Here is a 16,004-nt window from a genome sequence, read left to right as displayed (position 1 = left end):
ATGTCTTTTCTCGGAAAACTAACGTTAGAATCAGTTCCGTATCAAGAGCCCATTATTATGGTGACCTTAGCGGTCGTCGCCATAATAGGCATTATTCTTGTCGGGTTGATCACTAAATATAAAAAATGGGGCGTATTGTGGAATGACTGGATTACCTCAGTTGATCATAAACGCTTAGGTATTATGTATATTGTGCTTGCTTTTGTGATGCTCGTTCGTGGCTTCTCAGATGCAATAATGATGCGAACTCAACAAGCATTGGCAGTTAATGGCGCTGCAGGATATCTGCCACCAGAGCACTACGACCAAATCTTCACGGCTCACGGCGTGATCATGATTATCTTTATGGCAATGCCATTTATGATCGGTCTGATGAATCTAGTCTTGCCATTACAAATTGGTGCTAGAGATGTCGCTTTTCCGTTTCTTAATAACTTAAGTTTTTGGCTTACCACTGGCGGTGCGATATTAATTAATATCTCGTTGGGATTAGGTGAATTCGCTAAAACGGGTTGGGTGGCTTACCCGCCATTGTCTGAGCTGTCATTTAGCCCCGGGGTCGGTGTCGATTACTATATCTGGGCATTACAGATCTCAGGCATAGGAACGACGTTAACCGGGGTTAACTTTATCGCGACGGTGCTTAAAATGCGTGCGCCGGGCATGAAGTTAATGCAGATGCCGATTTTTACTTGGACCTGTACTTGGGCCAATATTTTGATCGTGGCTTCTTTCCCAATCTTAACGGCAGTACTTGGCATGTTAACCCTTGATCGATATATGGGTTTCCACTTCTTTACTAATGACGGTGGCGGCAACGCCATGATGTACATCAACCTCTTTTGGGCTTGGGGTCATCCTGAAGTTTACATACTAGTATTACCTGCTTTTGGTATTTTTTCTGAGGTCATTTCCACATTCACTTCTAAACGATTATTTGGCTACAAATCGATGGTTTGGGCTAGTGGTGCTATCTCTGTTTTAGGCTTTATCGTGTGGTTACATCACTTCTTTACGATGGGGTCGAGTGCAAACGTCAACGCCTTCTTCGGGGTGATGACCATGGTGATAGCGGTGCCAACCGGAGTTAAGTTATTTAACTGGTTGTTTACTATCTATCGAGGTCGATTAAAGTTTACCGTGCCTGTTCTGTGGACGTTAGGCTTTATGACGACGTTCACTATTGGTGGGATGACAGGCGTATTGTTAGCCCTTCCAGGCGCGGACTATGTTTTGCATAACAGCTTATTTTTAATCGCTCATTTCCATAACACCATTATAGGTGGAGCTGTGTTCGGTTATTTTGCAGGTTTTGCTTATTGGTTCCCGAAAGCGATGGGCTTCAAGCTTAATGAACGCTTAGGTAAAGCCGCATTTTGGTGCTGGCAGATCGGTTTCTATGTCACCTTTATGCCTTTATATGTTCTTGGGTTTTTAGGCATGACCCGTCGTATTAATCACACTGATAATCCTGATTGGAACATCTGGATTTATTTGGCTGCAGTGGGCGCCTTTATCATCTTTGTCGGCATCATATTACAGTTCGTACAACTGTATGTGAGCTTTAGAGATAGAGAACAAAATCTTGATACGACCGGCGATCCGTGGAATGGCCATACACTAGAGTGGTCAACATCTTCACCGCCGCAGTTCTATAACTTTGCTAAAGATCCTCAAGTGTCTGATATCGACAGTTTCACTGATATGAAAGAGAAAGGGGAGGCTTATCAACGTTATGATCATTATGAACCCATTCATATGCCGAAAAATACGGCCAGTGGTATTTTAATAGCCTTAGGCGTAACCGCTGCCGGTTTTGCCGCGATTTGGCATATTCTTTGGTTAGCTATCGCGGGTATGTTAGGTGCTTTTGTCGTGTTCTTGTTCCGAGCTTATAGCAACGACCATGATTACTACGTTCAACCTGATGAAATAGCTCGCATCGAAAATGCACACTTAGATAAAGTGGCAAGGGGGCGGATATGAGTACTGCTATCTCAAGAGATTTATACGTTGAACAAGCAGATGATCACCATGACACTAGCGGAAATACGCTATTAGGTTTTTGGCTTTACTTGATGACCGATTGCATCTTGTTTGCCTCTGTATTTGCCACTTACGCGGTACTGTTCATGAATACCGATGGTGGCGTATCGGGGAAAGATATTTTCGAATTAAACTTTGTTCTTATCGAAACTGCAGCACTGTTGGTCAGTAGTATCACCTTTGGTTTCGCCTTAATTTGCGCAAAACATCAGAAGCGTTCAGCCACGTTAACCTGGCTGATGATCACTTTTGTTTTAGGGTGTGTATTTATCAGTATGGAGGTCTACGAATTCCATCACTTGATAGAGGCGGGTCACGGGCCTCAGCGTAGCGCATTTTTGTCGTCCTTTTTTGCTTTAGTCGGTATGCATGGTTTACATGTTACTGCGGGGCTTATTTGGATGGCAATTATGATGTTTGAAGTGGGTAAAACAGGCTTGACCAAACGTAGTGTCACTCGCTTGAGTTGCCTAAGTTTGTTTTGGCACTTCCTTGATATTGTGTGGGTTTGTGTCTTTACCGTGGTTTATTTATTGGGGGTATTGTGATGAATCTAGCACATACAACACCAGGCAATACTTCAGAGAGCCTGATCGCCAGTGTTAAGTCATATTTGGTCGGTTTTTTATTGTCGGTTATCTTAACTGGGATCCCATTTTGGGCAGTGATGACGCATCACTTTGATAAGCCAATAACCTTAGGCATCGTGCTGGTGACCGCTATTGTTCAGATTGTGGTGCATTTAAAGTATTTTCTGCATCTTGATTTCTCTAAAGAGGGCAGACTCAATACATTTTCGTTCCTGTTTACTACCTTGATTATTGTCATGGTGGTGGGTTTGTCTGTATGGATTATCTATGCAGCCAACGATTTGATGATGTAGTAAGAGGCTGGTTATGAATATTCAAGGTCGGTTGATGTCTATGCAATGGAAGACGTATTTGAAAGGATATATTCAGGTAACTAAGCCTGGCATTATCATGGGGAATTTGATTTCCGTTGCGGGTGGTTTTTTACTTGCTGCTAAAGGTAACGTGGATTTGACCTTGATGTTGATGACCATGCTGGGCTTGTCTTTGGTGGTTGCATCGGGCTGTGGACTTAACAACTGTATTGATCGTGATATCGACGCAAAGATGCAACGCACCCGTAACCGAGTCACGGTGACGGGGGCGATATCGGTACCATCGGTACTGATATATAGCGTGCTCTTAGGTATATTGGGTTTTGGTATATTAATGTTATATACCAATAGCTTAGCGGTGATATTTGCAGTGATTGGTTACCTAGTCTATGTGGGTGTTTATAGTCTGTATATGAAGCGAAACTCTGTCTATGGCACCTTGGTGGGCAGTTTTTCAGGTGCGGTTCCGCCCGTGGTTGGCTATTGCGCTGTGACCGGGGAAATGGATGCTGGTGCGCTTATTTTGCTGCTAATGTTTAGCTTATGGCAGATGCCACACTCTTACGCCATCGCTATTTATCGTTTCAATGATTATGCCGCGGCTAATATTCCCGTGTTACCCGTGTCTGAGGGGATGGCTAAGGCTAAATTGCATATTGTGCTGTATATAGCAGTGTTTGCACTGGTCAGTGTGTTGCTGCCATTAGCTGGTTATACCGGTATTGCCTTTATGGCGGTAACCTGTGCGACCAGTTTTTGGTGGCTTGCCATGGCATTAAAAGGTTATCGCCGTGATATTAATCTTCATAGCTGGGCACGTCAGGTATTTGGTTTTTCTATCATAACTATTACCGCGTTAAGCGTGACTATGGCGCTAGATTTTCAGTCGGTAGCACAAACACCATTATTGATGTTGGTTAACTAGTTTTAGAGAGTTTTATGTTTAAGCACGCTAATGGTTTATTGGTCTATTAGCGTGCGACACCCTGTAATCACTATCATCTTATGCTCGACTATTTGATGGTGGTGATTGCACCTTTTACCTTACAGCGACTACCCGAAATATGAAATTGTAGGGTGGTATCAACCTTTCGTTCGTTCCCATTGCACAGCTGCTTGAACGCTCATGTCTGAGTGTGCTCAATAGTGAAGCTATATTTTCGTTTTGTTACTCGCGCGATATAGACTCGAGTTCGATGCCTTTGGGTATTGGGTAAGCAGGTTGAAGCTAGCATCTCCGGCGGGTAAATCGATACCTGTTTTTATGGGGAAACACGTCAATAATTGCTGCAAAAGCCATGTTATATGACGTGGTGTGTCGGTAATGACGTGTTGCTTAGGGGGATTGTGCAGCTATGAACTTACCTAACGTTTGGATAGTCGCTAAACGCTGTCACTCTTTGAAGCCATTCACGGCGAGCTCAGCTTGGTTGATAATCCTTTATTATCACTGGATTATTTTTAAAACCAAAATGATGACAGGTCCCTTTATTAAAAAGGCGAAGTCACCGACTTCGCCTTAAGGGTTGCGCTCATATCAAGCGATGTGTTTTAGCATCGATTAAAAATCGTAGTTCATGCCAAGCATAAAACTCCGACCCATGAGTGGGGAATACTCTTTGAGTAATGAGGTGTGTGGCCTCGCATCCTGATCGAGTAAGTTGTTGCCCTTCACATAGAACATCATGTCGCCATTCTCAGTAGGTAAATGATAAGTTAGAGCGGTATCTACCAAAGCATAACCAGCAGTATCTGTTTCATTTTCGGCGGTGTCGGTTTGCTTTGCATAACCCATTACCCCGACTTCTGCATGCCAATCTTGTTGGTCAAAGTTAAGGGTTGAGCCAAATCGCATCGGCGATATCAGTGGTAGATTCCCCCCATCGACCAATTTACCGCGAGTATAATCACTGAGTAAATCCAGTGACCAGGTGTCGTTAAAGGGGATGTTGGCTTGGGCTTCGACTGAATAGAGTTCGGCATCGCCTTGGGTGAATTGATACACTGGCAGATCTCCTTCTGATCCTATATCAGAGGCGACAAGACCCGTATCTTTTTCATAGTAGAAGTCATTGATCTTGTTATAGGCAACACTAAAAGACCCCGTCCATGCCCCCTCTAATTTACGCAAGGTTAAGTCGATATTGTTGGCTATTTCCTTGTCACTATCGCCACTGTCTGGAATGACATTACCATTTTCAATCTTGAATTGAGAACCCACCTCGAAGCTTTGGGTCGCATCATGAGCGCCAAAACTGTAAAGCTCTTCTGCAGTGGCTGAGCGCTCGGCTCTTTCGATTGATAAGCCCAAGTTATAGGCTGTAGCAAAATCCCAGACTACGCCAGCGGACAGCGTGATATTGTTATCACTCAAACCATCGGGTTGATAGTTTTGTGAGCCATTCAAGGTTTCTATACTCATGCTGTCGGGATTTAAACGATAATGTTCGATGCGACTACCGAGCTCGATGCGAAAGTCCCCGAATTTTCGTTCTTGTACGATAAATGCCGCAATGGTGTCGGTTTTACTGTCAGGTGTCAGTGCTTCCTCCCCCTGAATAGAAAAATCCCGATGAATAGCATGCAGACCCATAACGCCTTGCCATTCTCCCCAAGGCGTATTGTTAACGCTTAAACGAGCTTCACTCTGTTTGTTGTAAAAGAAAGTATCGGCATCACCATTCTCTTGCTCGGCATGTTGATAGTCGGTATAACCTGCATCAAAGCGGATTTTACTCACCCCTGCAAATGGATCAAACAAGCCACTGTGGAGCTGCCAGGCCGTCTTTTTTAGATCAATGGTGATGTCTGGATCGCCTTGTACACCTCTGCCGGGAATACCGTAGTTAGATTGAGTATTTGCCCCAGAAAGACTAACAAAACTGTTATCACCTGTGTAGCCAACACCCGCCGCATAGTCATCCAGTTTTAGCTGACTATTAGCAACACTACCGTGAGTTTCAGCTTGGTCCTCAATAGCATTGCCGGCAATATTGAAATCGTCCGTATTACGATGGGTGCCGTCTAAATGCCAATTGAATTTACCGTCGCCACCGTTTAGTTCACCATTAACGGTTCGACCATTATTACCAGTAACATAGTGGGTGCCGAAGTTACCAGATAACTCATCGACAGATTGCTCGTGAACTCGGTTATTGACGACATTGACAACCCCACCAATGGCGGCGTTGCCGTAGAGTAGAGAACCTGGCCCTCGTAGAATTTCGATTTGCTGCGCGGTTCCGGCTTCGGTAGTTACCGCATGATCAGCTGATACTGTTGAAGCATCTCCCACCGATAGACCATTTTCTAATACCATGACACGGGGACCACTCATACCTCGGATGATAGGGCGACTAGCACCGGCACCGAAATGAGAGGCCTGCACACCGGGCAATTTTTCAAGTGTATCGCCTAAGGTTGGCTCGATATTCAGCTTTAGCTGGTCTTCAGTCATCACGCTGATTGGCGTGGTGCTTTCCATTGCAGAGCGCAGAAAAGGCGATGCTGTAACGACAATGTTTTCCATCATAGCCTGCTCAAGTGACACATTTTGCGTCACAGTGCCTGTCGCGATATGTAAATCATGATCTGCATGTTTGAAGTTATCATTACTTACATGCAGGTGAACATGGCTGTTATCTGCGAGGGATAATTGATAGTGGCCTTGGGTGTCGCTGGTTGTCTTTTTACCCCCGTCGATGCTGACATGCGCATTCGGGATTGGAGTACCATTATTATCGGTAATTTGGCCTTGTAGCTGAGCTGCCATTACAGGTGAAAAACAGCCAGCAACAGCTAGCGCTACATATGATAGTGCAAGTTTCATTATGCTTGTCCTTATAGATAAGCAAAAAAATAAATTTGAAATGATGTGGAGTTTGCTTAAGGACTATAAAGGGGGAGCTCGAACCTGTAGGTTACGTTGCCAAGCAAGAGAAGGCTGTAGATATAATGGTGCGGCTATATTTTCAGTTTGTGGCGGACAAATGACGGGTATGGCGTTTGACGTTGGGCCAGCACTTTGATCATGGTAAACATTGCTGTACAAACAGTGAGTGTTATCAGCTTCTAGAGCATGTTCTGCTGCGTGTGCGAAGGTTATCGATTGCAGAACAATCAACCACAAGCCAAACGCTAGTAAGAGATAACCTTTAAACTTTGGGGGGAGCTGATTTGTCATTGTTGTTAACATTCCCCCTATGTTTGGACATCTGATAATTTACAAGTCGCTAATCTTAATTTAGTAATGTCTCAATTGTCTAGTGCTAAAATGAGATTGGTCATTTTTATTTAGCCATTGGGACCGCTGCCTAAGCCGAGAATATTTTAGTTCTATAGGTTAAAGGGCGATTGCTACACTAATATGATGACCATTTATCGTCTAAAGGAGTTGAACGTCGACATTGACTGTCTGATGGCTACTGATTTTATCAGTATCTACCACATAACCACTGCCGTTGTTAAATTGGTTATAGAGGTTATAAAAAGGAGATTATACGTCGCTATGCTCTGTATTAAGCCAGCGCTAGATTGCATCTAGGATATTGATTTTGTTTGTTCCACCGGTTTGACACATCACACGGCTGTTAAAGAGTCGGGAGATGATCCTGCACTACGTTAAGTCCTGATGTGACTAAAATGCGCTCTCATGGCAGTGCCCATAAATATAAGCTAATTCAGCGACTGTCTTTGCTGAGAATTTTTTTAGCAAGGTCGCACGATGTACCTCCACAGTACGCATAGCAATGCAGAGCTCGTCGGCTATTCTTAAATTACGTTTCCCCGCAATGAGCAGGCGCAGTATGTCCTTTTCCCTTAGGGTTAATGAATCATAAGCGGCATTGACCACGAGTGTATTCATCTTTTCTGCTGACTGGATTAACCCCTGCTCAAGGGCTAAAGCCAGATCACTTCCTCTGACAGGCTTCTGAAAAAAGTGCACTGCTCCAGCCTGTAAAGCATCCACCGCCATTGGGACATCACCATGGCCGGTAAGATAAATCACGGCCAACGGACTTTTGGCTTCATTTAGTAATTGATGCACCTGCTGCCCGCGCAATTTAGGCATACGGCAGTCCAAAATAACGCAACCAGGTTGTGTTAGATCTAATGCATCAAGAAACTGCGGACCATCTTCAAAGGTGGTGACATTAAATTCATATTCCTCAAGCATAAATGCCAGTGAGTCACGCACTGATTTATCGTCATCCACAACATACACGGCTAAGGTTTTAGCGAGGTTGAGCATGGTTATCTCCTGTTATTGATTGTAGATAAGACGGGCAATGAAATGGTGACAATACAACCCTTAGATTCGAGAGACTGGATCATAAATTCTCCCCCATGCATTTCCATCACATCGCGGCAAATTGCCAGTCCTAACCCCAATCCATCGGTCTTGGTACTGACAAATGCTTCTGTTGGATTGTCATGTTCAAGTCCGGTACCATTGTCTACAATCTCGATGCTTATGGTGTCTTGCTGATAATGGGTTCGTACAATAATGTTAGCTTGATATCCCTCAGCGGGATGTCGCTCAAGATACGTCATACAGGCATCAATCGCGTTGTTAATAACGTTGATCATCACTTGCTGTAGACCAACAACATCAACTACAGTCTTAACCGCTGTTCCTGTTAATTCTCGCGCAATGACGACCTCTTGTTTCTGTAGCCGAAAATGCAATAGCTCTATAGTATCGTTAAGTAACTGCTCAATATCACACATCTTCTTTTTTACCGTTCGCTTGGTGATTAAGGTACGTAAGCGATTAACAATCGCATCAGCGCGCTCAACTTCACTCTGGATCTTGTCAAAAACAGGAATAATATCTTCATAAGGCCGCTGTTTAGCTAAGCGTAATAATCCGCCTTCGCTGTAATTTCTAATCGCGGTTAATGGCTGATTTATCTCATGTGCCAAGCTACTGCCCAGTTCTCCTACAATGGCAACACGCTGAGAATGCTCTAACATTTCCCCTTTCTCTTTTAAGCGGTGCAGTGTTTGCTCCAACGCTTGTTTACTTTTACTAAAGCGGTATTCAAGCCAGAAATGATAAACATTGATAAAAATAAAAAAGATAAATAGGGCCCAAGCCCACTCCTGATGAATTCGAAGCCAACGCAATGCCTGTTTCCACCAAGGCTGCTGCAGCGGTAAAAGATCCAACGCTTGATACACTTTATCGATAGATAACAGGTTAACTGACGATGTCCAACCCGATGCCCCTGCGGCTATTGCTGCCGTATTTTCTGCTGACATGGAAAGTAAAATACGAGAGATTTTCTTTGCTAATTGAGCCGAGCCTCGCTCTGTTTTTGCCAGTGACCAGTTTGGATAAAGAGGCGTTGAAACCTGACAGGTAAAATGGCCATTCTCTTTTGGGTTTAATACTCGAAACTTTGCTTTATTGAGTAAGCCTTCTTTGACCATATTTTCTAACAGACAGACGGGTATCACCGCCGCTTCAACGTTTCGGTCTCTAAGTTGATAAAGATTCGCGTCAATTGGAAAGCCTAAATAGTGCACGTCAGCAAAAAAGTCATTGGGATTAATCCCTTGTTGCACCATCTCATAGCGGAGTGTCAAATAGCCGCCAAAGGCATTCTCGGACACTGCAGCCATAGGCAAGCCCACGATATCTTCAGGGCGCTGATAATCAGAGCTGGCTCTCACTACGAGTGCAGAACCAATACCAAAGTTAGTACTGCTTGGTGCTTTGTTCGTTAACGTCGCTATCCACGACAAAGCATACTGACGTCCTAATGTGACCGATTGCCCCGGATTGGTGAGTACAAAGTCCATAGTTTGCTGGCTGACTGCATTAGCCATGGTATCTAAATCCAATGGATGGAGTACAAAGTTAACCTCAGGTATTTGTAGATTAAGCCAGTCGATGGTCGGCTGCCAACGTTGCTTTGTGTATAAATGGCCACGCGTGGCAAGTACGCCAATATCAACGTTAGGTGTATTTGCTGCAGCTGTTGTTGTGCCTGATACCGGCAACGATAACAACGCTATCATCCATACTAAAATATGGAAACCATAACGAAACCATCGCTTTATCATCATCACTTTTCCTAAATTGAATACTTGTAATAACAGAGTAATAGCCTTTACAGGCTGTTTGATACTTGTTTTAGATCAATGTTTATTCAGACATGTGGAAATCCACAATACCGAGCTGAGCATATTTTACTGACAATGATAACAAGATCAAAATAATCGAGTCAGGTGAATTATGGATTCTAACAAACGTCGCTTTTTGAGTGCTATTACCGCCGGAGCCGCGTTGATCCCTATTGTTGGGGTTAACACGGCAACAGCGGGAACTATTATACGTAATAACGACGAACCGGATCGTAAAGGTCAGGTCGGAAAACGCTACGCTATGGTCGTTGACCTACGAAAATGTGTAGGGTGTCAGGCTTGTACCGTTGGGTGCAGCATCGAAAACCAAGCGCCAATCGGCCAGTTCAGAACCACGGTTAAGCAATATGAAGTGACACTTAATGACGGTTCTCAAGGGGTTAAAGAAGTAAAATCTTTTATGCTACCTAGGCTTTGTAACCATTGTGAAAACCCACCTTGTGTTGCCGTGTGCCCGGTGCAAGCGACCTTCCAGCGTGAAGACGGTATCGTAATGGTTGATAATAGTCGCTGTGTTGCCTGTGCCTACTGCGTCCAAGCGTGTCCTTACGATGCTCGTTTTATTAACGAAGAAACCCTCACCGCTGACAAATGTACATTTTGCGCTCACCGTCTTGAAAAAGGCTTGTTGCCTGCCTGCGTTGAAACGTGTGTGGGTGGAGCCCGGGTGATTGGCGATCTAAATGATCTATCTAGTGAGATTAATCGCTTACTAAAAGAAAATCACCAAGATATAAAAGTACTCAAGCCGGAAGAAAATACTAAACCGCACGTGTTTTATATTGGTATGGATGAACGCTTTACCAGCCATATTGAAGGCAAACCCGCAATTTATGATCCCAAAGGAGTAGAGGCATGAACATTACTGAAGTCTTAGTTCCGGCTCAACAAATGGCTTGGCTACCTTGGGCGACACAGTATTTCTTTTTTATTGGGTCAGCCTATGCGGCGGCAATGTTGTTTCTGCTCACTCTTATCTTTAAAAAGCATACCAGCCATCGCCTACGCGCAGCATTAGTCCTAACACTTGCCATTTGCGCAATTGTTGGGCCATTAGCCCTTACGGGAGATTTGCATCAGCCAGGCCGCGCTTGGCATTTTTATGCGTATATCACCCCGTGGTCTTGGATGTCTATGGGCTCGTTTTTCTTACCTGTTTTCTCTGGACTCTCTGTTGTCACTGCATGGCTGTATCTTCGCGACGACTTAATGAGTTTTAAAGACAGTGAGAGCAAGATATTTAGAACCGTGTCTAAATTGTCATTAGGGCAGTGGAAAATCAGCGCTAAAATGATGCTTAGTGTGGCGACAATTACTGTTATATCCAGTATGTCGATTGCCTTTTATACCGGGGCTGAAATTGCAGCGGTTCATGCTCGTCCGCTTTGGGACCAGCCTGCATCACCACTGCTTTGGTTTACCACTGCTTTTCTCGGCGCGGTGGGTTTATCGCTTATTATATGGTTACTTTTTCCTCAAAAAGAAGCTAGTGACAAATTGTCTAAAACTGATGTTCGTCTCATCAAACAGACCAGCATACTGAGCAGTATTTTAGCACTCATCCTTATCCCTATATGGGCCTCAAATAATCCTTCATTCTCGCTCTTTGATGATAGTCGCTGGGCAAGTGATCTTACTCTGTTAGCGGTATCGATATTAAGTTGTGCCGTTTTAGTGCTGTTAACCTTACGTCATAACAGCAGTAACTTCGTATTGTTCTGTAACGCTTTAATGTTACTTGCAGCCTGTTGGATAACCCGCTGGATAACCATGATGGAAGTGCAAACCATTCCTAAATTCGACGTAGGGCCTTATCCCTATTCATTACCCATGGGCAGCAGTGGCTTACTCGGTATTGTTGGCATGATTGGGCTGTGGATGGCGCTTGCCATGCTGGCATCAGAGTTAGTACAACCCAAGCGTCATAAAAGTGCTGATACCGCGCTGACCACCCACTAATTAAAGAGGATTTCACTATGGACAACAAACGTCGACAATTTTTGAAATCAGGCCTCGCTGTTGGTGGTCTGGGCGCTTTTTCAGCTGGATACGCTGGCACCACTAAGCATCTGGTAGAAGGGGTTATCGAAGGAACATCGGGCAAGAAAACCCGCGATATTCACCACGGCAACTCGTTAGAACCCGAGTATCAAGTCAATAAAAATGGCAACCTAATTCCAAATCATAATCAGCGAGTTGCGCCATCAATGTGTTTTGGTTGCTGGACGTTGTGTGGACTCCGTGTACGAATCGATAATCGTACCGATGATATTTTGCGGATCAGTGGTAATCCCTACCATCCGTTATCACATCAAAATCCCATTCCTTTCAATACTCCGGTAAAAGACGCTTACCTGAGTCTAACGGGTGAGTCAGGGCTAGAAGGTCGTTCAACCGCGTGTGCTCGCGGAAATGGCATGCTTGAAATTCGCAATAGCCCTTATCGTATTACCGAGCCGTTAAAACGTGTTGGTAAGCGAGGTGAAGGCAAGTGGCAAAAAATTAGCTATGAGCAGCTAATAGAAGAAGTCGTTGAAGGCGGCGATCTCTTCGGTGAAGGCCACGTTGACGGCCTAAGAGCGATACGCGATATCAATACACCGATTGATGCACAAAACCCTGAATATGGCCCAAAAGCCAATCAGCTGTTAGTCACCAATGCGGGTAACGAAGGGCGAGATGATATTTTAAAGCGCTTTGCGTTTAATAGCTTTGGTACCCGTAACTATGGCCATCATGGGTCGTACTGTGGGTATGCTTTCCGAGCGGGGAGTGGTGCCTTTATGAATGACCTTAAAAAGTTTGCTCACCTTAAGCCTGACTTTAATCATGCTGAATACATTATTTTTATTGGCATGTCACCAGCGCAAGCGGGTAATCCGTTTAAGCTACAGGCTCGCCAATTGGCAAAAGCGCGTACCGATGGCAACCTGCAGTACACGATCGTTACGCCCAGCTTGCCGGCGGGTTCTTCTAGCCTAGCGGCTGGGGATGATAATAATTGGCTGCCGATTAAGCCCGCTAGCGACTCTGCGCTGGTGCTGGGCATGATCCAGTGGATCATTGAGAATGAACGTTTTAATAAAACGTTCCTCGCGCAACCGGGTGTTAATGCCATGAAGCGTGCGGGCACCGCGCATTGGTGCAACGCCACGCATTTGGTCATCAGTGATGACAAACACCCTCGTAACGGTAGCTTCTTGCGTGCATCGGATATAAGCATGCTGTTTGAAGGTGAAGCTCACTCAGAGACGGACCCTTACGTGATTGTCGACGCAAAAACTGATGAGTTTGGCTTGCATACACAAGCTGACGAAGCGGCACTTTTTGTTGACTGTGACGTTGCTTTGGCTAATGGTACTGTCAGAGTGAAATCGTCGCTACAGCGACTCAAAGATGAAGCGTTTAAACATGATCTGAGTTTTTACAGCCAGCAGTGTGAGATAGCCGAAGCGCAAATTATCGCGTTAGCAACTCGCTTTACCAGCCATGGCACTAAAGCCGTCGTCGACACCCATGGTGGTAACATGCACACCAATGGTTTCTATAATGCCTTTACGATCATGATGCTTAATGCCCTTGTCGGTAACGTTAATGTCAAAGGTGGCGCAATGGCAAGAGCAGGGGGGTATCCTACATCTGCTAAAGGCCCACGTTATGACTTTACTCAGTTTGAGGGCAAAACAGCGCCTAAAGGTATCTTCCTCTCACGCAGTAAGTTTCCGTATCACAAGACCAGTGAATATAAACGCCGCGTTGCAGCCGGAGAGTCTCCTTACCCTACACGTGCGCCTTGGTATCCTATCTCGGCACCATTATTAACTGAGCATCTTTCTGCGGCAATTGACGGTTATCCATATCGCGCTAAAGCGTGGATCAACCACATGGCCAATCCAATGTACGGTGTTCCCGGCCTAAAAAACCTACTCGAGGACAAACTTAAAGATCCTAAGCAGCTCGGGTTAATTGTGTCAGTTGATGCGTTCATTAACGAAACCACCGCACTGTCAGACTATATGGTCCCAGACACAGTGACCTATGAAAGCTGGGGAATGACCGCACCGTGGCACGGCGTACCAGTGAAGGCCATTACCGCCCGTTGGCCAGTGGTTGAGCCGAGAACAGCCAAAAGTAAAGATGGCCGCTCAATCTGTTTAGAAAACTTTTTAATTGATATTGCTAAGAAAATGAAATTAGGTGGCTTTGGTGATAAAGCTATTCCTGATAGCAAGGGCAATTGGCATGGCATTCACTGCGCCGAAGACTTTTATCTGCGCTCAGCCGCCAACCTTGCGTATGTAAAAGGCGGTGTACCAGAGGTATCAGCAGAGGATATTGCTTGGTCAGGGTTAGAACGTTTAATGCCGGCAATGCAGAAAACCCTCACAGCTGACGAAATGAAACGGGTTGCGTATATCTTTGCCCGTGGAGGGCGTTTTGAAAATGCATCTAATGCGTATCAAGAGGACACCATGAAGCACAAATGGACTAAGCCGCTCGCCATCTGGAATGAGAAGGTCGGTACCTCTAGAAACACGATGACGGGCGAATTCTACAGTGGTTGCCCAACTTGGTATCCTCAAAAACTCAGTGACGGTACGCCGTTAGATGAAAAGTATCCGCCTAAGGAGTGGCCATTTAGTTTGACTAATTTCAAGTCAAACATTCACAGTTCGGTGTCTAACCTTTCTCCACGTCTGCATTCGATTAAAGGCATTAATCCGGTGTATATCCATCCAATTGATGCTGAAAAAGCGCAGATTCAAACCGGTGATAGGTTCATCGTTGAAACACCGAGTGCAAGTACCGAAGCTATCGCCATGGTGCTCGATGGGATCAAGCCCGGTAGCCTTGGCTTTGAGCACGGATTTGGGCACACCGAACTGGGTGAGCGTTCACACTGGATTGATGGTAAGCAACAGCCAGTAAAAAATCGCGGCGGCGATGGTGTCAATATTAATGATATCGGTCTGATTGACCCTACTCGTGAAGGTAAAGGCGTAATGCTTGATTGGGTGGTTGGCTCGGCTGCTCGTCAGTCTCTTCCGGCTAAAATTCGCAAAGCGTAATATTGATAGATATTCGGACGGTATAAAGCTCTCTGCTCTGGCAGAGAGCTTTGCTGTGCGGCTTATATTAAGACTAAGCGCCGTATGCTGTATTAATGCCTTTAATACAGAATAACCTTTAGCTTCGAGCATTCGCGAGCCTCATCTCTTATTTTCCCTGTTTTAGCCCGCGGTACCTCTGGATAACGACCAAGACCGCAACTCTTGGTGGAATAAGCTTTTACTCTACGTAAGATATTGATTCTATTGTTTTGCAGAGATACAAGAAGCCCCGATACTTTCGTACCGAGGCTTCCTGTATTTGGTGGTTCTGTGGGGCTTGGTGTAAGTTATTAAGTTACTGTATTCCGATTGATTTTTATCATGTTGTTTTGATGGCTGTTACATCGGGTGTTCCGTTTAAGGTGGGTCACTTTGAATGATGATGGAAAATTTTAAAACTCGGAAAAAATCATCAGTGACCTTCCTCGTATTAACGCTAGTAAGTGAACAACCTTCAATCTCATAAAGTCTAATTTTATGTACTTTATGGTTCCTGATAGTACTCGCACCATTAGAGTCAGGGATATAGACTTTATTGAGCAAGCACAAGAGCCCCTTTTGATAGAGTTGTGATCTTCACTTTGAATCAGGTATTACGCTAAAAACTGGGATTGAAAATTTGTTTGATCGTGACTTACCTGATGGAACTACAGGCACGGGATCAGGTTTTGGGTCTTATGATAATGTGAGGCGTTTGTTCTATACAACAGCGAGTTTTAAAATCTAAATGAGATGATTTGAAATATATATTATTGAGTCATAATAATTTTGCAAACTAATGTTTGCACTTT

At 44.6% G+C, this 16,004-nt stretch carries 11 protein-coding genes; 7 read left to right on the top strand and 4 right to left on the bottom strand.

All coding sequences use genetic code 11. From position 1 onward, the window contains the following. The 4 genes from cyoB to cyoE are packed head-to-tail and all read left to right on the top strand — an operon-like array spanning position 1 to position 3,875. Positions 1–1,986 carry a cytochrome o ubiquinol oxidase subunit I gene (gene cyoB / locus CXF83_RS16740; protein ID WP_101090657.1) on the top strand — a complete coding sequence of 662 codons (1,986 nt, stop codon included), beginning with the start codon at positions 1–3 and terminating at the stop codon, positions 1,984–1,986. Beyond that, positions 1,983–2,594, top strand: a complete 612-nt coding sequence (gene cyoC, locus CXF83_RS16735) for a cytochrome o ubiquinol oxidase subunit III (RefSeq protein WP_101090658.1) — start codon at positions 1,983–1,985, stop codon at positions 2,592–2,594. The genes cyoB and cyoC overlap by 4 nt, the downstream gene beginning before the upstream one ends. Beyond that, entirely contained in the window at positions 2,594–2,929 is a 336-nt protein-coding gene (cyoD, locus tag CXF83_RS16730; RefSeq protein WP_101090659.1) for a cytochrome o ubiquinol oxidase subunit IV, read from the top strand. Before cyoC ends, cyoD begins: the two co-directional genes overlap by 1 nt. 13 nt (positions 2,930–2,942) lie before the next feature. Then, positions 2,943–3,875 carry a heme o synthase gene (gene cyoE / locus CXF83_RS16725; RefSeq protein ID WP_101090660.1) on the top strand — a complete coding sequence of 311 codons (933 nt, stop codon included), beginning with the start codon at positions 2,943–2,945 and terminating at the stop codon, positions 3,873–3,875. A gap of 636 nt (positions 3,876–4,511) precedes the next feature. Here cyoE and CXF83_RS16720 read toward each other — a convergent pair. The 4 genes from CXF83_RS16720 to CXF83_RS16705 all read right to left on the bottom strand — a co-directional run bounded on the left by CXF83_RS16720 (position 4,512) and on the right by CXF83_RS16705 (position 10,024). After that, a complete protein-coding gene (locus tag CXF83_RS16720; RefSeq protein WP_101090661.1) occupies positions 4,512–6,779 on the bottom strand; it encodes a TonB-dependent receptor in 2,268 nt (755 codons plus the stop codon). Positions 6,780–6,842: 63 nt separating this feature from the next. Further along, positions 6,843–7,133, bottom strand: coding sequence for a hypothetical protein (locus tag CXF83_RS16715; RefSeq protein WP_101090662.1), 291 nt, complete (start codon positions 7,131–7,133; stop codon positions 6,843–6,845). Positions 7,134–7,586: 453 nt separating this feature from the next. After that, positions 7,587–8,201, bottom strand: coding sequence for a response regulator transcription factor (locus tag CXF83_RS16710; RefSeq protein WP_101090663.1), 615 nt, complete (start codon positions 8,199–8,201; stop codon positions 7,587–7,589). A gap of 2 nt (positions 8,202–8,203) precedes the next feature. Next, complete coding sequence (locus tag CXF83_RS16705) at positions 8,204–10,024, bottom strand: sensor histidine kinase (protein WP_101090664.1); 1,821 nt, start codon at positions 10,022–10,024, stop codon at positions 8,204–8,206. Positions 10,025–10,193: 169 nt separating this feature from the next. Between CXF83_RS16705 and dsrO the strand changes: the two genes are divergently transcribed. Genes dsrO through CXF83_RS16690 form a run of 3 tightly spaced genes read left to right on the top strand, consistent with a single transcriptional unit; the run spans position 10,194 to position 15,171 of the window. Then, positions 10,194–10,961: a sulfate reduction electron transfer complex DsrMKJOP subunit DsrO gene (gene dsrO, locus CXF83_RS16700; RefSeq protein ID WP_101090665.1), complete on the top strand. Its 768-nt coding sequence runs from the start codon at positions 10,194–10,196 to the stop codon at positions 10,959–10,961. After that, complete coding sequence (gene nrfD, locus CXF83_RS16695; RefSeq protein ID WP_101090666.1) at positions 10,958–12,061, top strand: NrfD/PsrC family molybdoenzyme membrane anchor subunit; 1,104 nt, start codon at positions 10,958–10,960, stop codon at positions 12,059–12,061. Before dsrO ends, nrfD begins: the two co-directional genes overlap by 4 nt. 17 nt (positions 12,062–12,078) lie before the next feature. Further along, on the top strand, positions 12,079–15,171 hold the full coding sequence (locus CXF83_RS16690) for a tetrathionate reductase subunit A (protein WP_101090667.1): 3,093 nt from the start codon (positions 12,079–12,081) through the stop codon (positions 15,169–15,171). Positions 15,172–16,004 lie beyond the last annotated feature (833 nt).

The organism is Shewanella sp. Choline-02u-19 (genome assembly GCF_002836205.1).
Classification (GTDB): Bacteria; Pseudomonadota; Gammaproteobacteria; order Enterobacterales; family Shewanellaceae; genus Shewanella.
Note: the sequence above shows the minus strand (reverse complement) of the source record. Positions and strands in the feature narration are given on the sequence as shown.

What these genes read in the sequence shown, in the direction of transcription:
- cyoC (WP_101090658.1), top strand. Translation starts at nt 1,983, where the DNA reads ATGAGTACTGCTATCTCAAGAGATTTATACGTTGAACAAGCAGATGAT.
- CXF83_RS16705 (WP_101090664.1), bottom strand. Translation starts at nt 10,024, where the DNA reads ATGATGATAAAGCGATGGTTTCGTTATGGTTTCCATATTTTAGTATGG.
- CXF83_RS16715 (WP_101090662.1), bottom strand. Translation starts at nt 7,133, where the DNA reads ATGACAAATCAGCTCCCCCCAAAGTTTAAAGGTTATCTCTTACTAGCG.
- CXF83_RS16720 (WP_101090661.1), bottom strand. Translation starts at nt 6,779, where the DNA reads ATGAAACTTGCACTATCATATGTAGCGCTAGCTGTTGCTGGCTGTTTT.
- nrfD (WP_101090666.1), top strand. Translation starts at nt 10,958, where the DNA reads ATGAACATTACTGAAGTCTTAGTTCCGGCTCAACAAATGGCTTGGCTA.
- CXF83_RS16690 (WP_101090667.1), top strand. Translation starts at nt 12,079, where the DNA reads ATGGACAACAAACGTCGACAATTTTTGAAATCAGGCCTCGCTGTTGGT.
- dsrO (WP_101090665.1), top strand. Translation starts at nt 10,194, where the DNA reads ATGGATTCTAACAAACGTCGCTTTTTGAGTGCTATTACCGCCGGAGCC.
- CXF83_RS16710 (WP_101090663.1), bottom strand. Translation starts at nt 8,201, where the DNA reads ATGCTCAACCTCGCTAAAACCTTAGCCGTGTATGTTGTGGATGACGAT.
- cyoD (WP_101090659.1), top strand. Translation starts at nt 2,594, where the DNA reads ATGAATCTAGCACATACAACACCAGGCAATACTTCAGAGAGCCTGATC.
- cyoE (WP_101090660.1), top strand. Translation starts at nt 2,943, where the DNA reads ATGAATATTCAAGGTCGGTTGATGTCTATGCAATGGAAGACGTATTTG.
- cyoB (WP_101090657.1), top strand. Translation starts at nt 1, where the DNA reads ATGTCTTTTCTCGGAAAACTAACGTTAGAATCAGTTCCGTATCAAGAG.